Origin of the sequence: Ruminococcus flavefaciens (assembly GCF_900119075.1) — a bacterium.
Lineage (GTDB): Bacteria > Bacillota > Clostridia > Oscillospirales > Ruminococcaceae > Ruminococcus > Ruminococcus flavefaciens_Q.
The window spans coordinates 360,152-378,379 of record NZ_FPIP01000003.1 but is presented as its reverse complement, the minus strand read 5'-3'; the positions used below and the strand labels follow the sequence as shown (position 1 = coordinate 378,379).

The window sequence follows — 18,228 nt, the reverse complement described above, 5'->3', positions numbered from 1 at the left end:
TATTTTACCAGCTTGCCTTTTTAACACCAGGAATCTGACCGTCGTGTGCAAGCTCTCTGAAACAGATACGGCAGATGCCGAACTTTCTGAGATATGCGTGCGGTCTGCCACAGATCTTACATCTGTTGTAAGCTCTTGTGGAATACTTGGGAGTTCTCTGCTGCTTATTGATCATTGCCTTCTTAGCCATTTCTATTCCTCCCTGATTACTTGATGAACGGAGCGCCCATAAGTGAAAGGAGCTCTCTTGCCTCTTCATCAGTCTGTGCTGTTGTGATGAAGTTTATATCCATACCTCTTACCTTGTCGATCTTATCGTACTCGATCTCAGGGAAGATAAGCTGTTCCTTGATACCTGTGGAATAGTTGCCCTTGCCGTCGAATGAGTTTGCGCTGATTCCTCTGAAGTCACGTACACGTGGGAACGCAACGTTGAAGAGCTTGTTTACGAACTCATACATTCTCTCACCTCTGAGAGTTACTTTAACGCCGATCGGCATACCCTCACGAAGCTTGAAGTTAGCAATTGACTTCTTTGCGCGGCAGATTACAGGCTTCTGACCTGTGATTGCTGCGAGATCGGTCATGATTGCGTCGATGACCTTTGCGTTGTCCTTTGCTTCACCTGCGCCGACATTGATGATTACCTTGTCGAGCTTCGGGATCTGCATAACACTCTTATAGCCGAACTTCTTCATAAGTGCAGGAGCAACGTCGCTAACATAAAAATCCTTTAAACTTGCCATGTCGTTTCTCCTTTACTATTATTCAAAAGACTTTCCGCACTTCTTGCAAACGCGGAGCTTCTTGCCGTCCTCTTCTACGTGGCCAACTCTTGTGGGCTTGCCGCACTTAGGGCAAACGAGCTGTACCTTGCAAGCGTAAACGGGAGCCTCAGTCTTGATGATGCCGCCCTTTTCGCCCATTCTTGTAGGCTTTACGTGCTTTGTGATCATGTTGATTCCCTCAACGATGACCTTGTTCTCCTTAGGGCTTACTTCTACGACCTTACCTGTCTTTCTGTCGCCCTTGCTGTCGAACTTATCCTCGTACTTGCCGGTGAGAAGGATTACAGTGTCACCGGTTTTAACGTGTAAATTATTCATAATCGAATGACACCTCCATTAAAGAACTTCAGGGGCAAGGCTGAGGATCTTTGTGTACTCCTTTTCACGGAGCTCCTTAGCAACAGGTCCGAAAATACGGGTACCCTTTGGGTTCTTGTCTTCCTTAATAATTACAGCAGCGTTCTCATCGAAACGGATGTAAGTACCGTCCTCTCTTCTGAGACCCTTTGCTGAACGAACGATAACTGCCTTTACAACATCGCCCTTCTTTACAACGCCTCCGGGTGTTGCTTTCTTAACTGAAGCAACTACTACATCGCCGATATTTGCATATCTTCTGCGTGTACCTCCCAGAACTCTGATACACATAAGCTCCTTAGCGCCTGTGTTATCAGCGACTTTAAGATAAGTCTGCATCTGTATCACAGCGAGTTCCTCCTTTCAAGCTTTAAGCTTCTATCAAAATTACTTAGCCTTTTCAATGATATTTGTTACACGCCATCTCTTATCCTTGGAAAGCGGACGTGTTTCCATAACCTCAACGCGGTCACCGATTCTGCACTCATTGTTTTCATCGTGAGCCTTAAGCTTAACGGTACGCTTGATGATCTTCTTATAAAGCGGGTGTTTAACGTTATCAACGATAGCAACTACGACGGTTTTATCCATCTTATCGCTTACAACCTTACCTACTCTTGTTTTTCTAAGGTTTCTCTCAGTAGACATTAGCTAAATCCTCCCTTTCTTACTGCTGTGCAGCAAGCTCTGCCTCACGCAGAGATGTCTTGATGCGTGCAATATCCTTCTTTACAGCCTTGAGTCTTGCTGTATTATCAAGCTGATTGATTGCCAGCTGGAAACGGAGAGCGAAGAGCTCTTCCTTGAGGCTGGCGAGCTTCTCGTTGAGCTCGTCAACTGACATTTCTCTGATTTCTGATGCCTTCATTACTGCTCAACCTCCTGCTCTGCTTTACTTACGAACTTACACTTGATAGGAAGCTTGTGCATAGCGAGACGCATAGCTTCTCTTGCAGTTTCCTCAGCAACGCCCTTGATCTCGAAAAGAACACGGCCCGGCTTAACTACTGCTACCCAGTACTCAGGAGCACCCTTACCGGAACCCATTCGTACTTCTGCTGGTTTCTTGGTTACTGGCTTGTCAGGGAATATCTTGATCCAAACCTGACCGCCTCTCTTGATATAACGTGTCATAGCGATACGGGCAGACTCGATCTGGTTGGATGTGATCCAAGCAGGCTCAAGTGCCTGAATACCGTAATCACCGTATGCAACAAAGTTGCCTCTTGATGCCTTACCCTTCATGCGTCCTCTGTGGACTCTGCGGTATTTAACTCTCTTTGGAAGCAGCATTACTGGTTACCTCCTTCTCTTTTAGCGTCACGATTGAAATTTCTGTTTCCGCCTCTTCTGTTTCCGTCACGCTTGTCGTCACGGCGGCGTCTGTCATTATTTCTTGTATCGTTCTTTCTCTCGAGCTTCTCTCTCTGAGCAGCAGCCTTAGCAGCGTCGCCCTTAAGAACCTCGCCCTTATAGATCCAAACCTTTACGCCAAGCTTTCCGTATGTTGTATCAGCCTCAGCGAAACCGTAGTCGATATCAGCACGGATAGTCTGGAGCGGGATTGTACCCTCGTGGTAGCTCTCGCTTCTTGCGATCTCGGCACCGGCAAGTCTGCCTGAAACCTTGACCTTGATACCCTTTGCGCCAAGACGCATTGTTCTGCCGATTGACTGCTTCATAGCTCTTCTGAAAGATACTCTGTTCTCGAGGTCGAGAGCGATCTTTTCAGCAACGAGCTGGCTGTCCATATCAGGCTGCTTAACTTCAATGATGTTGATGAAAACCTGCTTGTTCATCATCTTCTCGAGCTGTGCTCTGAGCTTCTCGATCTCTGCGCCGCCTCTGCCGATTACGATACCTGGCTTAGCGCAGTGGATGTGGATTCTGACCTTATCAGCAAAACGCTCGATCTCGATTCTTGGAACACCTGCTGCATACAGGCTCTTCTTGATGTAGTTACGAACGTTGTAATCCTCTACGAGGGCATTGCCGAAATCAGACTTGTTTGCATACCAACGAGAATCCCAATCCTTTATAACGCCGACACGAAGACCGTGTGGATTAACTTTCTGGCCCATTATTCAAACCTCCTTGGGATTATTCTTTTTCCTTAAGAACTACTGTGATGTGTGAAGTTCTCTTTAAAATTCTATATGCTCTGCCCTGTGCTCTCGGCATGATTCTCTTCATGATAGGTCCTGGAGTAACGAAGCACTCTGAAACCACGAGATTATCCTTGTCCATGCTGAAGTTGTTTTCAGCGTTTGCCTGAGCGGACTTAACAAGCTTTGCAACGATAGGACTTGCAGCCTTAGGAGTAAGATCTAAAGTAGCTAAAGCGAGATCAACAGGCTTGTTTCTGATAAGATCCAGTACGATCTGCACCTTTCTGGGTGATATACGAGCATTTCTTAAATAAGCTCTTGCTTCCATCTCTGAGCTCCTCCTTCCGCTTATTTCTTACCGTTGTTAGATGTCTTTGAGCCTGCGTGGCCCTTGTAAGTTCTTGTAGGAGCAAACTCGCCGAGCTTGTGACCTACCATATCCTCTGTTACATATACAGGAACGTGCTTACGACCGTCATGTACAGCGAATGTGTGACCAACGAAGTCAGGGAAGATTGTAGATGAACGGCTCCATGTCTTGAGAACCTTCTTCTCGCCTGCTTCATTCATTGCAACGACCCTCTTCAGGAGAACTTCCTGGACATAAGGTCCCTTTTTGATGCTTCTGCTCATTTAATCAGTTCCTCCTTTCAGATTACTTGCCGTTGCGGCGCTTTACGATGAACTTGTCAGTTCTGTGATGCTTCTTACGTGTCTTATATCCGAGTGCAGGCTTGCCCCAAGGAGTAACAGGTCCTGGACGTCCTACAGGTGACTTACCTTCACCACCACCGTGTGGGTGATCGCATGGGTTCATGACAGAACCACGTACAGTAGGTCTCCAGCCCATGTTTCTTACACGACCGGCTTTACCGTAGTTAACGTTCTCGTGGTCGATATTTGAAACCTGACCGATAGCAGCCTTACAATTGCTCGGAACCTTTCTCATCTCGCCGGAAGGAAGTCTTACGAGAGCGTATGTGTCTTCCTTGCCCATGAGCTGAGCCTGATTGCCTGCGCTTCTTACGAGCTGAGCGCCCTTACCTGGGTAAAGCTCGATAGCGTGGATAAATGTACCAACAGGGATATCAGCGAGCTTGAGTGCGTTGCCTGGCTTGATATCAGCCTCAGAGCCTGACTCGATCTTATCGCCGACCTTTAAGCCGTTTGGTGCGAGGATATATCTCTTCTCACCGTCCTCGTACTCAACGAGTGCGATGAATGCGCTTCTGTTCGGATCGTACTCAAGAGTCTTAACGACAGCGATCATGTTGTCCTTGTCTCTCTTGAAGTCGATTACACGGTACTTTCTTCTGTTACCGCCGCCTCTGTGGCGAACTGTGATTCTGCCGTAGCTGTTTCTTCCCGACTTCTTCTTCATTGGTTCGAGAAGGCTCTTCTCCGGCTCAACCTTTGACAGAACCGAGTAGTCAGTTACAGTCATCTGACGTCTCGAAGGTGTCGTAGGCTTATAAGTCTTTATAGCCATTTCAATTTCTCCTTTAATGCATTTTTTGCGGGAGCATTACTCCCATAACTCTCTTACTTATTTAATAAGGGGATCAAACCATACCCTCGAAGAACTCGATAGCCTTTGAATCCTCTGTAAGAGTGATGATAGCCTTCTTCCAGTCAGATGTCTTGCCGACATATCTTCCGACTCTCTTTGTGCGTCCGAGGCAGTTCATTGTGTTTACCTTAGCAACCTCAACGCCGAAGAGCTGCTCAACAGCCTTCTTTATTTCGGACTTATTAGCGTCCTTAGCTACCTTAAAGGTGTACTTTCCTGTCTGAAGATCGTCCATAGACTTTTCAGTGATAACGGGCTTCAGAATGATATCCTGAGCTGCTTTCATTATGCGTACACCTCCTCGATCTTGCCTACCGCATTCTTAACAACGATGAACTTGTCATAGTTGAGAATGTCGTATACATTAAGTGTATTTACAGCAGCAGTCTTAACACCTGGGATGTTAGCTGCGCTCTTGATTACCTTTGAATCTGCCTCAGCTGTAACGATGAGAGCCTTACCCTCAACGCCGAGAGCCTTGAGCATATCAACAACAGTCTTTGTCTTGTAGTCCTCAAGTGTGAGAGCGTCAAGAACGATCATGTTGTTATCGATCACCTTTGTAGAAAGAGCAGACTTCATTGCGAGTCTCTTTACCTTCTTGTTAAGTGAGTAGCTGTAATCTCTGGGCTTAGGACCAAGAGCGATTCCTCCGTGTACCCACTGAGGAGCACGGATAGAGCCCTGTCTTGCATGGCCTGTACCCTTCTGTCTCCAAGGCTTTCTGCCGCCGCCGCTTACTTCAGTTCTTGTAAGTGTGGACTGTGTGCCCTGTCTCTGGTTTGCGAGGTAATTAACAACTGCAGCGTGCATAACGCCTTCGTTGGGAGTGATTCCGAAGATCTCGTCGTTAAGCTCTGTCTCGGAAACCTGCTTACCTGTCATATCAAATACTGAAATTGTAGACATATACGCTTCCTCCTTCCTTAAGCCTTAACGCTGTCAACGATATAAACGATGCCGCCCTTAGGACCGGGGATAGCACCCTTGATAGCGATGAGATTGTTTTCAACGTCTATTTTAACGATCTCGAGATTCTGTACAGTTACCTGCTCAGCACCCATGTGACCAGCCATGCCCTTGCCCTTATAGATTCTTGAAGGAGAAGAACAAGCGCCCATTGAACCAGCCTGTCTGTGTACAGGGCCGGTACCGTGAGTTTCCTTGAGTCTGTGCTGATTGTGGCGCTTGATAGCACCAGCGAATCCCTTACCTTTGCTTGTGCCGACAACGTCGATAGCGTCGCCAACAGCAAATGTATCAGCCTTGATGATGTCGCCTACGTTAAGAGTGTCGCAGTCTGCAAGTCTGAACTCCTTGAGCTCCTTCTTGCAAGCAACGTCAGCCTTGTCGAAGTGACCCTTCATAGGCTTGTTTACTCTCTGTACCTTAACGTCGCCGTAGCCCAGCTGAAGTGCTGCATAACCGTCGTTCTCTACAGTTTTCTTCTGTACAACGACACATGGGCCGGCTTCAACAACTGTTACAGGAACAACTTTTCCTGCTTCGTCGAAGATCTGAGTCATACCGATCTTCTTACCGATAATGCCTTTCTGCATTTTCATTTCCTCCTGTTAGGTTATTGGTTGATGATTTACACATCAACGTGACCGACGGTTCACCGTCATTCCGCTTCCCGAGCGGTAGTTTCAAGCGTAATATCGGTTAATTACTTAACCTCCATAACAACGTCTACGCCTGCGGGGATCTCAAGCTTGTCAAGAGCAGCTGTAGTCTTGTCTGTAGGACGGATAACGTCTACGAGTCTCTTGTGAGTTCTCATCTCGAACTGCTCACGGCTGTCCTTGTACTTGTGTACAGCTCTAAGGATAGTAACAACTTCCTTATCTGTAGGGAGCGGGATAGGTCCTGAAACTCTTGCACCGCTTCTCTTAGCTGCCTCTACGATCTTAGCTGCTGCAATATCAACAGTAGCGTGATCGTAACCCTTGATCTTGAATCTGATCTTTTCGTTGACTGCCATTTATTTCGCCTCCTTGGAATTAATTACGGGGACGCAGATTGGAATATCACACGTTTCCGTGTGTTTCATGCTTCATCTGATAAAAAAACTCGAAAAACTGATGTTTTCCGAGCGATTTTAGCATAATATGAGCACAAAAAGAGCATAACTCACGCATACGCAAGCTGCGTGAATCATAACCACAAACTGTGTTCGATATCCCATTCGCCCGGTTTAAAATCGGACATACTCCACGGAAATTACCTGTCATACCGACAGCAACCTTCCGCTTCAACGCATATCTTCGTGCAGTCAGTGCGCATTTCAGCGCACTCAACGTAATCAATTATATCACATATATAGGGATAAATCAACAGTTTGAAGAAATTGTATTTGTAAATTTTTAATGAACGATAATTTTCTTTTAACAATATATCATAAACAGCTCCCGCGGAGGACTTTTATCCGCGGGAGCTGCTCATATTTAGCTTCCGAATATGGATTTCAGCACCGTGAGCACGGTATCGCCCACCTTCTGCGAGTCGACTACTTCCATAGCCTTATCGGGACAGTCGGTGATGATATTGTCCACGCCCAAAGCCATCATTTTCTGCATTTCGCTCTGCCTGTCGACCGTCCATACAAAAACTCTCTTTCCGTGATGATGAGCGGTATTCACAACGCTCTGATTCACGAACAGATAGTTCATGCTCACCGCGTCAATGTATGGCAGCTGCGCATATGAGGTAGCTGTAGCCAGATTAGCGATGAACGCCGTCTTTATCTTGGGATTGAGCTGCTTTACTTTTTTCAGCGCAGGGTACGAGAACGAGGTAACATAGCAGGAATTGACCACGCCGTATTCCTCTATGAGCGCCACTGTCTTTTCGGCAGTAGCCTTGGGGTCCCCCGATTTCTTTATCTCGATGTTCAGCATTATGTCGTCCCCTGTGAGCTCCAGCACCTCCGAAAGGAGCGGTATCTGCACATCGTCGAATGCGTGTTCCTTGCCGAACCACTTTCCTGCGGACAGCTTTGAGAGCTCCTCAAAGGTGTAATTCTTCACATAGCCCTTTCCGTCGGTAGTTCTGTCCAGCTTGTCATCGTGTATTACCACAAGCTCCCCGTCCTTTGTGAGCTGAACGTCCAGCTCTATGAAGTCCGCACCGCAGTCCAGAGCCGCCTGAAATGCAGGCATGGTATTCTCGGGCGCCTTTCTCGAAAAGCCCCTGTGCGCCGTCACATGAGTACGGGTGATTATGCCAACGTTAAGATTTATATTTCCGCGGTACAGCGCCTTGAAGTAGGACAGGTTCATAACGACAGCCGTCGCAAGGAGCACTGCTCCCACAGCAGCCTTTCTGCCTCTGTGGAGCTTCTGCTCGTTTGAGTCGGGCAAGGTAAGCTCCTCTTCCTTTTCATCTGCCAGAAAGCGCTCGGTCAGCCACCACATCACCGCAGGAGCCGAGAAAAACGCAGACACCGCCGTGAACACGCTGAACGCATAGCGAAGCACCTTCAGAGCCGATTTGAACGCCGCATTAGGAGCTGAAAAGCCCTTAATGATAAAAATTATGATAAAGCTCAGACCGAATGTGACAAGTCCTATGAGCAGCACAACGGAGATACTCCACAGGAACAGCGAGAATATCATCCTGAAACGCTGTCCGCTCATTTTCTCCTTGCTCTTCTTAACGCAGTCGCGGAAGGAATTCTTTGTAAGTATCAGGTAATGTATGCTGTAGCAGGAGCTTATCATCAGTATGATGAACAGCAGCTGCACCAGTATATAAGCCGCCACCGCAGCCTTGCTGTTGACGGAATAGAATATCCTCCGCATAAGAGGCATGAGGGGCGCCATGAACATACCTGAGGACAGTGAGAACTGCGCCAGAGGCATTACCGCCATGTACGCCAGAAATGCAGGTATTCCCGAACCCTTGAACACCTTTCCGAAGGACCTCAGTCCCGTCCTGAACATTCCTCCTGCCCAGATACGCTTTTTTCTGCTGTAGCAGGCAAAGCAGGCGGCAAGGGCAGAAAGCTCCACAAAGGAGAAAAAGGCAAAGGCAAAGAGCATCATTATTATAACGACGATAGTCGAGGGGTGCTTTAAGTAGGCAAGCAGGTTCTCGTCGTTGAGATAGGTAACACCTGCCAGCTTCATGGTCATTTTAAGGAGCATAGCCAGTATCGGCGTACCTATCGCCAGAAGCAGGAGCTTGAAGAGCAATTCAAAAACAAGGAAGTGAGGCATTGCTCTCAGGAACACTCCTGTAGATCGTATTATCTTTTTCATTGTAAACTCCGAACAATTACGGCAGAGTATGCCGCATGAATATACTTCAATTATACGCGTCAAACAGCTGCTTGTCAATAAAATATCCGCCTTTCAGCCGAAAGACGGATATATTTTTCGTATGGAAGATATATAAATTACCAAATGCCGTTTTCAGCCCACAAGTCCCGAGCGCTCTATGCCCTCTGTGAAGTGCTTTTGCAGGAACACATACATCAGCAGTACGGGAGCTATGCTCAGCAGGCAGCCTGCCTCTTTCCAGACTATCTGCTCCCTCGGACTTATCTGCACCGTGGGATCGTCAAAAAGCGTCGCCTTAAGCTCGTTTTCCAGATTTGACAGCATGATAGCTATGGTCTTGGTGTTGGTGAAAAATGTACTGCTCACATAATAGTCGTTCCAGTACCACACCACCGAAAACAGGAACACCGTCAGGAACGCCGAAGCCGCATTGGGCACCATTACCCTCACGAATGTCATGAACGGTCCGCAGCCGTCAATATAGGCAGCGTCCTCCAGCTCTCTGGGCATACCCTTGAAGAACTGGCGGAATATGAGTATCATAAGTCCTGCGCGAATGCCGTTGGCGGTCATCGCAGGGAGATACATGGTCAGCTTGGTGTCGATGAGATTCAGCGAGAACAGTCCCTTTATGCCGAAATATCTGAACTGAGTATACAGCGGCAGGGATATTACCTGATGAGGTACAAGTATCATCATTATAACGATACCGAAAAGGAGCTTCTTGCCCCTGAACTTGAATCTTGCAAAGCCGTAGCCCGTTACTGAGCAGGAAATGACCTGAAACAGCGAACAGCCTATATTCAGCAGCAGGGTAGTTCCCAGAGTCTCCCAGTAATCCATAGCATCGAGAGTTTCCGTGATGACGTCAAATGTATAATGACGGGGTATCCACATTACCGTGGGATCGCTCATATCCGCTTTTTCACGGAAAGCGCAGCTTATCATATATATAAGGGGATACATGATGACGAAGCCCAGTCCAAAGAGTATCACGAACCGAAATACCTTCCAGACCTTTTCCTTTACTGCCAGTCTCATAAGGTATCTGCGCTCCCCTGCGGACAGATTCTTCATTCGCTCCTGCTTCAAAGCCCTTTTGCTGAGCTTCCGAGGCTCTGCGGTATTAGTCTTTACTGCTTCTTCTGCCATAATTACCGCCTCCTCAGTCGTTCTCATAATAGATGAAGCGGCTTGTCATAATAGTTATAAGACCTATAGCCGCAAGAACGATAACGAAGTAGATCCACGCCATTGAAGCCGCCTCTCCGAAGTCGAACTGACTTCTCATGGCTGAGATACGCTCCATGACCTTGTTCATCGGATTGGTAAAGGAATCGATCACCGTGAATATGAGATTCGCCAGTATGAAAGGTCCCACATAGGGAAACGTTATCTTCCAGAAGTACTCCCAAGCCGTAGCGCCCTCCATAGTCGCCGCCTCCTTTGCCGAGGGCGGTATGTTCTGCAAAGCCGCAAGGAACAGGAGTATCTGTATGCCCGAGCTCCAGACTATGCCGAAAACATTGTCCGCCACAGCAGTGATGAACGCGCTCATGCTGTCGCTTAGACCGTAAATGCCGAGGAACTGCATAAGCTCCCCCACCAGATTCGCAGAGAACATGGTAGAGAACTGCGCCGCGCCCGAATTGCCCGTAGAGTCCATATCGCCGCTGATTATCCTGTACACAGGACCTGTAGCGATTATGACGGGCAGGAAGAATATGGCTCTTGCAAGAGCTCTGCCGCGGAATTTCTGATTCAGTATTACTGCAATGAACAGTGAGAATATAAGTATCAGCGGAGTTTTCCAGAGAGTCTCAAGAAGCACCTCTCCCAGATATTCCGTATAGTATGGATCCTCGCTGACGACCTTGAAGTAGTTGTCCACGCCTGTAAATCGGGTATGAACAGCTCCGGGATCAATGGAAACATCGGAAAAGGAGTACCACAGTGACTTCCCCAGCGGTATCAGAAAGAACAGCACCGTTCCCACCAGCCACAGACTTATAAATCCGTAGCCGTACAGGGCTTTCCGCCGCTCATATGACAGACCGCGGCGTTTTTTTGCGGTCTTAGCCGAAGCCTGCGTTTTATCGCTCATAGTGTCAGCTCTCTCCTTTCTCCTTGTTTCTGCCCAGCTCTATTACAGAGCCGTTATATCTCACGGTCATAGCTCCAAGGTCAGCAGTTACCACCGTGCCGTTTGAAAACTCGGTGGTGATGATGTCGCCTTTCTGCTCATAGCCCGTGATGAAGCTGTCCGAAACTGCGCCAAGCAGAGGTGCAAGAAGCCTGTAGTCCTCTGCGGCGGTATCCGTCCAGCCCTTATAGTTTGCGTAGTACAGCCCGTCAAGGTCGGTATCCTTGAGCTCGCCCGTTTCCTCGTATATCATGTCATAGCTGAGATTACTGCCCGTAGCCGCCGCCATGAGCAGTGCCCTTTCGGGATCGGGACTTCCGTTGACAGCCGCCGCAGAATAGGGTATGACTCCGTGGAGAACTATCTGATAGAATGGAATATCCTCGTCAAAGAGGTCAAACCTGCTTGAAGTCTCGGGAACTCCCGTGATATGGCTTACATAGGGCAGAGCATAGGCGTTTGCACCGTCTGCAAGTATGCCGCCGCTTAGCTTCTCGTCAAGCTTTGCATAGCCCTCGGTAAGGAGCTTCTCAGCCTTTGCACGGGAAATGCACTTCTTGCCGTAGTCGCCGTACAGTGAAGCCGTAAGATTTACGGGAGCCGCGCCGCTGAGACCTGCCTTGGAGTAGTTTTCTGCGATATCGCTGAATATCTCGGGATAATAGCTTGGAGACAGCAGGGACAGGTTCTTTCGGAATCCGTCGGGTACTCCGTAAGCCTTGTCATAGCTGACGATACGGGAATATGAGCCCGAAACCCTCACAGAAGTATCCGAGAATGAGTAATAGCCGTTGCCCGAGCGGAAATCCCTGTTGTCGGACACGGGATATAGACTGTAGCCGCTGTCGCTTATGAGGTCGGCAAGAGTCCTGAAATCGCCCTTTCCGCCCAGCTTGCCCGAAGGCTTGCCGTCGGTGTCCACCTTGTTCTTCATGCCGTCGTTGGTCCAGTTATTGTAGGATACCACCATATCCCCAACGCCGCCGTCCCTGAGACCGCCGATTATCTCAGCCGCCTGTCCGTAGTCGGTAACTGACGTCTTCAGCGATACAGGTATACCAAGGACGGGCTTTTTCTTCATAACGCCGCCGTACAGGTCAAGATACAGGGGCGCACTGTCAGCTTTGCTGCGGATCTTCACGCCCTGCTCGTCAAGGAGATACTGCCTGTAGCGCTCAGCTACGTCAACGTAGTCCGCGCCTTTTTTTGAGATAGGATAGTACAGCATCTCGATATCGTCGGACTTAATGGCTCCGCGCTCGAAAACAGTATATTTATCGCGGTTGTTGCCCGACATATAGAAGCTGTCGGTGCCGCGGAGAATGAACGTAAAATTGCAGATATTGTAACTGCTGTTGGACTGCTTTGACACATTCGCCGTAAGATAGGCGTTGGAGTCACCCTTTGCCGCCACTGCAAGGAGAGCGTTGTCCTCCTTGACTATGCCGTAAACGGGCATATATATCTGCTCGGAGACTGCTCCCCTGTTCTGGGGCACAGCCGTAACGTCAGCGCCGTAAACACGCTGCTGATAGATGTTGTTCTGCAAGGTGCGCTGATTGTTGAAGCGCACAAGAGCTCCGCTGCCGTCGGGTATGACGAAATAGCCCTCCTCATTGTCGGAAGCCGCACCGAAACTGCCAAGTACCGTCATTTCCGTGGCGATATTGGCTGAATTGGTCTCCTGTATCTCCGAGACCTTGACGCTTGCGCGGAGGTGGTCGTCCTCTAAGGTATACTCCACGGGAACTTTGAAGCCTGCTCCCGTGTAGCTGTACATCACGCGGATACCGTTGGGGATATCGCTGACCGTAAATGTGCAGTCAGTCTCGCTGCCCGAGCGGAGCATATTATTGCCCGAGCGGCTCAGCGGTACGCCGTATCTCAGCATATTTGAGGAGCGCAGCTCGTCTGCAAGAAGTCCCGTAGCAAGCCTGTCCTGTGAAGCCTCCAGCGGTGACGACCACCAGATATAGCCTGTTTTCTTGTTTTCAATGCCGAAAATGGCTGTCCTGTCGTCAATGAGCATACGGAAGCTGTCGTTTTCAGCTCCGCGGCGGAAAGCGCCGAGAAAGTGCTTTTTGTCGGCTGTGAGCCACGCAAAGCTGCCGCTTTCGGACTTATAGACGACTTTTCCGTCCTCTTTGCCGTCGTATTCAAATATCTCGTCGGGACGCTTCATGTCCTTTCGCAGAAGCTCCAGCGTCTTGCCGTCTGCTGATATGAAAGCGTATTTGCTGTCAAGTGTGGACACCACCTGACGAAGCCTTATCACCTTGGTCTCGTCCTTATCCGTGATGACAAAGAACCTGCCTGCGTCGCTCACCCAGAGCTTGCCCTCGTCGCAGCCGTTTCCGTTTTTGAAAGAAGCCGCTGCCTGTCCTGTTTTCGTATCTATCGCCACAAGCCTGCCCAGCTTTTTCAGGTCGGCTATCTTGTCCGCAAGGAGCTTCTGCTCCTCGGTATAGTCCTTTTTGTTCTTGGGCTTGCCGCCTGCGGCGTCCCAGAGCTTATCCTCGAACTTTTCTTCCCTGATGTACACGTCGAAGCCGTCGGCGGAGCCTATCTTCCTGAGATATTTTTCCGCGTCCTCGGCGGAAAGCTCCGCCTTTTCCACGGCTTCATAGCGCTTCGCCTTTTCAGGCTCCGCGCCCTTGTCGGCGGCTAAAGCCGCCTGTGGGGCAGCTTCGCTGCCCTCGCTGTCCGCATAAACGCTGCCCGATACCGTCAGTGACGATACTGCCAAAAGGCATAAAATCAGCTTTTTTGATATTCTTCCCATAGCCTTATACCTTTGCCCTGTAGGAAAGCTCCGTATAAACGGTGGATATGAAGATGAATATCTGCTGTATCAGCGACATAAAGAGAACCAGCAGGAACAGCATTATGAACATCGCCGCCAGCGTGAGCACAACAGCCAGCACGGTCTTTTTGAAGCTGTACTGATGTACCGACTTTATGGCTGAAAACAGCAATATCGCCGTCCAGCCCACGCCGATGAGTTCTATTATCTGCATGAACACGTACTCGTCCCGTATGAGAAAATGAGAGAGTATGACGTTGAGGTAAAGCTGTACCACATAGGGTATCAGCGCATAGGCGCTGTAAACGCAGATATTCCGCAGAGTTCCCTCGCCGTCAAGGAGAGTGCACACCGACCAGTTGCCGATGACCCATGCCCCGAAGAGCACGAAGCTCCGCACGATATACGGTACGATATTGAAGGTCTTGTCGTAGCTTATATAAAACTGAAAGCCGTAAAGCCGCCCGTAGGCTATCTGCCCGAAAAACAGGAGAACGATGACGATCAGGGCTATTTTCAGCGAGCCTGCCTTTTTCCAGCGCATATCCTCGAAGCCCTCAACAGGGTGAGTCACCGCGTGTCTTACCCACTGCTTCTGAGTAAGCTCCATCATAGCTGCTCCGCCTCCTTTTTCTCAGTCTTTACCGCAGTTCCGCGTTTTTTTCTGTATTTTCCGACAACTATCAGTCCGCCTATGCCGATAACAAGCAAAGCCGCTATAGCTGTGAAGTTCTCTTTAAGGAACTCCCTGCGCCTGCCCTCGAAAGCCTTGTTGTATATGTCACCTGCGTCCGCAAGCTTTGCGTACTTCATAGCGCCCTTGTAGTCGCCCTTTCGCAGAAGCGCCGAAGCTACGCCCACATATGCCCTGCGGTAGTTTCCGTCGCGCTTGAGTACTTCCTGCCACGGTCCGAGTGCTTCTTCATAATAGCCGTCATTATATAGTGAAGCCGCCTCATGGACGATACTTCCGAATGAGGTCTCCCTGAATACAGTTATTGTGTCCTTTGAGGAGTCGAGGACGTACAGCTTATCGCCGCAGGACTCCACAGCCGCTGCATGGTCGAAGCCGCCTGTCTGCTTGGCAACAGCTCCCGTAATGAAAAGAAGATTGCACTCCTCGTCGTACTGGAAAACCCTGCCCGTTGTGAAATCAAGGCAGTTTATACAGCCGTCCTCGGAAATATCTATATCAACCATGGATGGCGAGAACATCTTGTTCTGTGTTGCGTCGTAAATCGGCTTGTAGTCGCCGAAATAGAGCTCCTTATCGGCAAAAATGTTCTTTCCTGCCGCATTGAGCTTCTTGACGGTGTCAGTTTTCTGAGTTGTGGACGAGGTGCAGGTGAATATGAACTCCCCGTCCATATCGAAGCTCGTGATTCCCGAGGGAACTGTTCTTTTTCGGTTGGCTTTCTTCTCGTCGGACATGAAAAGTCCGCGGAAGTGGTCGCTGACTATCTTAGCGGTGGGCTCAACACGGTTTGCTCCGTAAAAGCCCATAAATTCGCCCTCTGGTGAGAACATAGCGGCTCCCGTGGTGATATTGCCGAGAACTGTATAAACATTGCCTGCCTTGTCCGCAACCACGCGCTGAGGCAGAAAAGTACGCTTCTGGTCGTAGACATCGGTCTGAGGCTTTGTCATCACCTGCTGAACATTGCCCTCCATATCCGAGACAAGGATACGGGAGTTTTCCGTGTCCGCAATGTAGATAAGCCCCTTTTCCGCCGAAACATAGACTCCCATAGGCTGTTTGAGGACAGTCTCGGAACCGTCGGGCATGGTGAAGCGGTCGTAAATACGCTCTGCGCCGCCGAAGTCCTTATCGGTAACAACTATGCGGTTATTGCCCGTATCTGCGATATAGAGCAGTCCGTTGCTGTCAAAGAAGATATCGTCGGGACTGTCAAAAGCTCCGACACCGAGGTCAATGCCCGAGACAGTGCGGTCAGGGAGATAGCCTGCCTGTGAAGGGATAGCGTCCCCCCAGCGGTCGTAGTTGTAGCTTTCATAGGGAGCGCCCTCGGCTGCTGCCGAGGATACGCCGAGAGAAGCAAGTGCAGCAAATGCAGCAATAGCCGTGATACATCTTTTCAGTTTTGACTTCATTTGCTTCACTTCCTTTCTTTGCAGCCGTTAGCTTGTAGGGGCGAACAGTGTTCGCCCGTTTTCGACTTTAGCTTTCGGGCGCACAATGTGCGCCCCTACATACAGTCATTTATAATTATTTCACAAGACACGGGCGGCGGAACGCCGCCCCTACTAATCACTGATCACTATGCACTAATCACTCTTTAATGCCCGAATGTGCCATAGTTTCGATGACCTGCCGCTGTGCCAGCATGAATATGAGTATCGGCGGTATCAGCAGGAACACCGCTGCCGCCATGGCAACGCCTGCTCTCGCAAGTCCCGAGGCAGCCGCCTGCGAAACTACCGTAGGCAGAGTCTTATACTGCTCCTTGAGAACTACCGAGCCTGTCTGGATATTCCATGCGCCCTGAAATGCGAATATTATCAATGTCATGAGGGCAGGCTTCTGATTGGGCATTACTATCTGCCAGCATATGCGGAAAAGTCCTGCTCCGTCCACCTTTGCGGCTTCTATCATGGCGTCGGGCACCTGACTTATTGACTGCCGCATGAGGAAAAGCCCCATAGGCGAAGCAATTGCAGGGAATATCAGTGCCATATAAGTGTCTATCATGTGTAACTTCGCCATAACGATGTACTGCATTATGTATATGACGCTGCTCTGGTAAAGGAGCGCCACTACTATCAGCCCGTTTATGAGCTTGCTGCCGGGGAATTTGCACTTTGCCAGCACAAACGCCGCCATTGACGAGAAAAAGCACTGCAAAACCGTAACCGCCGCCGTTACGAACACGCTGTTGAACACATAGCGCGAGAACGGCACTCGGTTCTGTCGGAGCACTCTGAACATATCGCTGAAATTGTCAAGAGTAGGTCTTACGGCATAAAGCTTGGGTGGGAACACAAAGAGCTCCTCCACAGGCTTTATTGACATTACTACCGTGAGATATATGGGCAGAGCCATGAAAAGTCCAAGGACGGTCAGTATTATAAATATGAACACACTGCCGCCTATTTTTCTGCCTGCCTGTCTGTTTGAAGCGCGAAGCTTCACTGTATCTACATTCGCCAAAGCTCCGCCCCCTTAGTCCATATATTTGCCCAGCACCTTGGCTATGAGCTTGTTGCAGAGGAACATGGCAATGAACAGTATCATGCATATTGCCGAAGCATAGCCCATTTCAAAGCGCTGCCAGCCGTAGTCGAAGGCGTGAGTCATTATAGTATGAGCCTTGTAGTCCGTACTCGGGAAGCCCACAAGATTCTGTGCAACTGTGCCTGCGGTAAAGGAGCTGACTATCTGCATTACCGCCGCAAACATGAGCTGAGGTCCCATTGAGGGGATAACGATGTAAATGAGCTCCTGCCATTTTGTGCGAATGCCCTCGATAGCCGCCGCCTCGTACATGGAGCGGTCTATATTCTGGAATCCTGCACGAAGCGCGAGGAATCCTGCTCCGAGAGATATCCACAGCTGTACCGCTATGGTGACTCCGAGTACGTAGCGTCCGTCGGTGAGCCACTGTATGGGCTTTGTGATGAATCCCAGATTTATGAGGAAAGAGTTAGCATAGCCGTTCATATCGCCGCTGAAGATAAGCTGCCAGACGGTATACACATTCGCCATTGAGGGCGCGTAGAATATAAGCGTGAATATGGCTTTTAGCTTGGGGTTCATCTCGTTTATGAGCCAAGCCAGCAGGAAACACAGCACGTAGCTGACAGGTCCTGTGAGCAGGGCAAAAACGATAGTCACCCTTATGGAGCGTATGAAAATCTTGTCCGAAAGGAAAAGTGTGGTGAAATTGGAAAGTCCAACGAACTTAGGCGGTCTTACCATGTCGAAGTCCGTAAAGCCCATAGGCAGGGACATAAGCACGGGCACTACCGTAAACACAATGAAAAATATCATAAAGGGAGCTATCATGCCGTAACAGGCTTTATTGCGCTTGATATCACGCCAAAGCTCGCCTTTCCTGCCCTTTTGGGACTCCTTTGCATTGACTGCCATTTTTCTCACACTCCTTCCTGTTGCGATTGTAGGGGCGGCGTTTCGACGCCCGTTAAGGGAACGCCTTC

At 49.3% G+C, this 18,228-nt stretch carries 23 protein-coding genes; all 23 read right to left on the bottom strand.

What is annotated here, in order from left to right; translation table 11 throughout:
- Nucleotides 1-4: 4 nt before the first annotated feature.
- The gene (locus BT105_RS06640; RefSeq protein ID WP_009984979.1) at nucleotides 5-190 is read right to left on the bottom strand and encodes a type Z 30S ribosomal protein S14; all 186 of its coding nucleotides are present in this window, start codon (nucleotides 188-190) and stop codon (nucleotides 5-7) included.
- Nucleotides 191-206: 16 nt separating this feature from the next.
- Nucleotides 207-746 carry a 50S ribosomal protein L5 gene (rplE, locus tag BT105_RS06635; protein WP_024860942.1) on the bottom strand — a complete coding sequence of 180 codons (540 nt, stop codon included), beginning with the start codon at nucleotides 744-746 and terminating at the stop codon, nucleotides 207-209.
- Between the two features lie 18 nt (nucleotides 747-764).
- Nucleotides 765-1,106, bottom strand: coding sequence for a 50S ribosomal protein L24 (gene rplX / locus BT105_RS06630; protein ID WP_028514314.1), 342 nt, complete (start codon nucleotides 1,104-1,106; stop codon nucleotides 765-767).
- Nucleotides 1,107-1,124: 18 nt separating this feature from the next.
- The gene (gene rplN / locus BT105_RS06625) at nucleotides 1,125-1,493 is read right to left on the bottom strand and encodes a 50S ribosomal protein L14 (protein ID WP_009984984.1); all 369 of its coding nucleotides are present in this window, start codon (nucleotides 1,491-1,493) and stop codon (nucleotides 1,125-1,127) included.
- A 39-nt stretch (nucleotides 1,494-1,532) separates the two neighbouring features.
- Nucleotides 1,533-1,793 carry a 30S ribosomal protein S17 gene (rpsQ, locus tag BT105_RS06620; protein ID WP_019680108.1) on the bottom strand — a complete coding sequence of 87 codons (261 nt, stop codon included), beginning with the start codon at nucleotides 1,791-1,793 and terminating at the stop codon, nucleotides 1,533-1,535.
- Between the two features lie 19 nt (nucleotides 1,794-1,812).
- A complete protein-coding gene (rpmC, locus tag BT105_RS06615) occupies nucleotides 1,813-2,013 on the bottom strand; it encodes a 50S ribosomal protein L29 (RefSeq protein WP_019680107.1) in 201 nt (66 codons plus the stop codon).
- Nucleotides 2,013-2,438 (bottom strand): 50S ribosomal protein L16, encoded by a 426-nt coding sequence (rplP, locus tag BT105_RS06610; protein ID WP_028514313.1) that lies wholly within the window; start codon nucleotides 2,436-2,438, stop codon nucleotides 2,013-2,015. Before rplP ends, rpmC begins: the two co-directional genes overlap by 1 nt.
- Nucleotides 2,438-3,226 (bottom strand): 30S ribosomal protein S3, encoded by a 789-nt coding sequence (gene rpsC, locus BT105_RS06605; protein ID WP_028514312.1) that lies wholly within the window; start codon nucleotides 3,224-3,226, stop codon nucleotides 2,438-2,440. The genes rplP and rpsC overlap by 1 nt, the downstream gene beginning before the upstream one ends.
- 19 nt (nucleotides 3,227-3,245) lie before the next feature.
- On the bottom strand, nucleotides 3,246-3,581 hold the full coding sequence (gene rplV / locus BT105_RS06600) for a 50S ribosomal protein L22 (RefSeq protein ID WP_019680104.1): 336 nt from the start codon (nucleotides 3,579-3,581) through the stop codon (nucleotides 3,246-3,248).
- Between the two features lie 20 nt (nucleotides 3,582-3,601).
- Nucleotides 3,602-3,886: a 30S ribosomal protein S19 gene (gene rpsS / locus BT105_RS06595; protein WP_009984992.1), complete on the bottom strand. Its 285-nt coding sequence runs from the start codon at nucleotides 3,884-3,886 to the stop codon at nucleotides 3,602-3,604.
- 22 nt (nucleotides 3,887-3,908) lie between these two features.
- A complete protein-coding gene (gene rplB, locus BT105_RS06590) occupies nucleotides 3,909-4,742 on the bottom strand; it encodes a 50S ribosomal protein L2 (protein WP_072299984.1) in 834 nt (277 codons plus the stop codon).
- Between the two features lie 73 nt (nucleotides 4,743-4,815).
- Nucleotides 4,816-5,109 (bottom strand): 50S ribosomal protein L23, encoded by a 294-nt coding sequence (gene rplW / locus BT105_RS06585; RefSeq protein WP_028514310.1) that lies wholly within the window; start codon nucleotides 5,107-5,109, stop codon nucleotides 4,816-4,818.
- Complete coding sequence (rplD, locus tag BT105_RS06580; protein ID WP_028514309.1) at nucleotides 5,109-5,732, bottom strand: 50S ribosomal protein L4; 624 nt, start codon at nucleotides 5,730-5,732, stop codon at nucleotides 5,109-5,111. The genes rplW and rplD overlap by 1 nt, the downstream gene beginning before the upstream one ends.
- A gap of 17 nt (nucleotides 5,733-5,749) precedes the next feature.
- Nucleotides 5,750-6,382 carry a 50S ribosomal protein L3 gene (rplC, locus tag BT105_RS06575; RefSeq protein ID WP_072299983.1) on the bottom strand — a complete coding sequence of 211 codons (633 nt, stop codon included), beginning with the start codon at nucleotides 6,380-6,382 and terminating at the stop codon, nucleotides 5,750-5,752.
- A gap of 110 nt (nucleotides 6,383-6,492) precedes the next feature.
- Complete coding sequence (rpsJ, locus tag BT105_RS06570) at nucleotides 6,493-6,807, bottom strand: 30S ribosomal protein S10 (RefSeq protein WP_009985001.1); 315 nt, start codon at nucleotides 6,805-6,807, stop codon at nucleotides 6,493-6,495.
- Nucleotides 6,808-7,270: 463 nt separating this feature from the next.
- Entirely contained in the window at nucleotides 7,271-9,085 is a 1,815-nt protein-coding gene (locus BT105_RS06565; protein ID WP_072299982.1) for a glycerophosphodiester phosphodiesterase family protein, read from the bottom strand.
- Nucleotides 9,086-9,238: 153 nt separating this feature from the next.
- Nucleotides 9,239-10,258 (bottom strand): carbohydrate ABC transporter permease, encoded by a 1,020-nt coding sequence (locus BT105_RS06560; protein ID WP_143186556.1) that lies wholly within the window; start codon nucleotides 10,256-10,258, stop codon nucleotides 9,239-9,241.
- Between the two features lie 13 nt (nucleotides 10,259-10,271).
- Complete coding sequence (locus BT105_RS06555) at nucleotides 10,272-11,210, bottom strand: carbohydrate ABC transporter permease (protein ID WP_072299981.1); 939 nt, start codon at nucleotides 11,208-11,210, stop codon at nucleotides 10,272-10,274.
- A gap of 4 nt (nucleotides 11,211-11,214) precedes the next feature.
- Entirely contained in the window at nucleotides 11,215-14,031 is a 2,817-nt protein-coding gene (locus BT105_RS06550; RefSeq protein WP_072299980.1) for a DUF5696 domain-containing protein, read from the bottom strand.
- Between the two features lie 4 nt (nucleotides 14,032-14,035).
- Entirely contained in the window at nucleotides 14,036-14,665 is a 630-nt protein-coding gene (locus tag BT105_RS06545; protein ID WP_072299979.1) for a Yip1 family protein, read from the bottom strand.
- Nucleotides 14,662-16,164 (bottom strand): hypothetical protein, encoded by a 1,503-nt coding sequence (locus BT105_RS06540; RefSeq protein WP_081367820.1) that lies wholly within the window; start codon nucleotides 16,162-16,164, stop codon nucleotides 14,662-14,664. Before BT105_RS06540 ends, BT105_RS06545 begins: the two co-directional genes overlap by 4 nt.
- Nucleotides 16,165-16,342: 178 nt before the next feature.
- Entirely contained in the window at nucleotides 16,343-17,221 is an 879-nt protein-coding gene (locus BT105_RS06535) for a carbohydrate ABC transporter permease (RefSeq protein ID WP_177243941.1), read from the bottom strand.
- Nucleotides 17,222-17,233: 12 nt separating this feature from the next.
- Nucleotides 17,234-18,160: a carbohydrate ABC transporter permease gene (locus BT105_RS06530; RefSeq protein ID WP_072299978.1), complete on the bottom strand. Its 927-nt coding sequence runs from the start codon at nucleotides 18,158-18,160 to the stop codon at nucleotides 17,234-17,236.
- Nucleotides 18,161-18,228 lie beyond the last annotated feature (68 nt).

What these genes read in the sequence shown, in the direction of transcription:
- BT105_RS06640 (WP_009984979.1), bottom strand. Translation starts at nt 190, where the DNA reads ATGGCTAAGAAGGCAATGATCAATAAGCAGCAGAGAACTCCCAAGTAT.
- rplE (WP_024860942.1), bottom strand. Translation starts at nt 746, where the DNA reads ATGGCAAGTTTAAAGGATTTTTATGTTAGCGACGTTGCTCCTGCACTT.
- rplX (WP_028514314.1), bottom strand. Translation starts at nt 1,106, where the DNA reads ATGAATAATTTACACGTTAAAACCGGTGACACTGTAATCCTTCTCACC.
- rpsQ (WP_019680108.1), bottom strand. Translation starts at nt 1,793, where the DNA reads ATGTCTACTGAGAGAAACCTTAGAAAAACAAGAGTAGGTAAGGTTGTA.
- rpmC (WP_019680107.1), bottom strand. Translation starts at nt 2,013, where the DNA reads ATGAAGGCATCAGAAATCAGAGAAATGTCAGTTGACGAGCTCAACGAG.
- rplP (WP_028514313.1), bottom strand. Translation starts at nt 2,438, where the DNA reads ATGCTGCTTCCAAAGAGAGTTAAATACCGCAGAGTCCACAGAGGACGC.
- rpsC (WP_028514312.1), bottom strand. Translation starts at nt 3,226, where the DNA reads ATGGGCCAGAAAGTTAATCCACACGGTCTTCGTGTCGGCGTTATAAAG.
- rplV (WP_019680104.1), bottom strand. Translation starts at nt 3,581, where the DNA reads ATGGAAGCAAGAGCTTATTTAAGAAATGCTCGTATATCACCCAGAAAG.
- rpsS (WP_009984992.1), bottom strand. Translation starts at nt 3,886, where the DNA reads ATGAGCAGAAGCATCAAAAAGGGACCTTATGTCCAGGAAGTTCTCCTG.
- rplB (WP_072299984.1), bottom strand. Translation starts at nt 4,742, where the DNA reads ATGGCTATAAAGACTTATAAGCCTACGACACCTTCGAGACGTCAGATG.
- rplW (WP_028514310.1), bottom strand. Translation starts at nt 5,109, where the DNA reads ATGAAAGCAGCTCAGGATATCATTCTGAAGCCCGTTATCACTGAAAAG.
- rplD (WP_028514309.1), bottom strand. Translation starts at nt 5,732, where the DNA reads ATGTCTACAATTTCAGTATTTGATATGACAGGTAAGCAGGTTTCCGAG.
- rplC (WP_072299983.1), bottom strand. Translation starts at nt 6,382, where the DNA reads ATGCAGAAAGGCATTATCGGTAAGAAGATCGGTATGACTCAGATCTTC.
- rpsJ (WP_009985001.1), bottom strand. Translation starts at nt 6,807, where the DNA reads ATGGCAGTCAACGAAAAGATCAGATTCAAGATCAAGGGTTACGATCAC.
- BT105_RS06565 (WP_072299982.1), bottom strand. Translation starts at nt 9,085, where the DNA reads ATGAAAAAGATAATACGATCTACAGGAGTGTTCCTGAGAGCAATGCCT.
- BT105_RS06560 (WP_143186556.1), bottom strand. Translation starts at nt 10,258, where the DNA reads ATGGCAGAAGAAGCAGTAAAGACTAATACCGCAGAGCCTCGGAAGCTC.
- BT105_RS06555 (WP_072299981.1), bottom strand. Translation starts at nt 11,210, where the DNA reads ATGAGCGATAAAACGCAGGCTTCGGCTAAGACCGCAAAAAAACGCCGC.
- BT105_RS06550 (WP_072299980.1), bottom strand. Translation starts at nt 14,031, where the DNA reads ATGGGAAGAATATCAAAAAAGCTGATTTTATGCCTTTTGGCAGTATCG.
- BT105_RS06545 (WP_072299979.1), bottom strand. Translation starts at nt 14,665, where the DNA reads ATGATGGAGCTTACTCAGAAGCAGTGGGTAAGACACGCGGTGACTCAC.
- BT105_RS06540 (WP_081367820.1), bottom strand. Translation starts at nt 16,164, where the DNA reads ATGAAGTCAAAACTGAAAAGATGTATCACGGCTATTGCTGCATTTGCT.
- BT105_RS06530 (WP_072299978.1), bottom strand. Translation starts at nt 18,160, where the DNA reads ATGGCAGTCAATGCAAAGGAGTCCCAAAAGGGCAGGAAAGGCGAGCTT.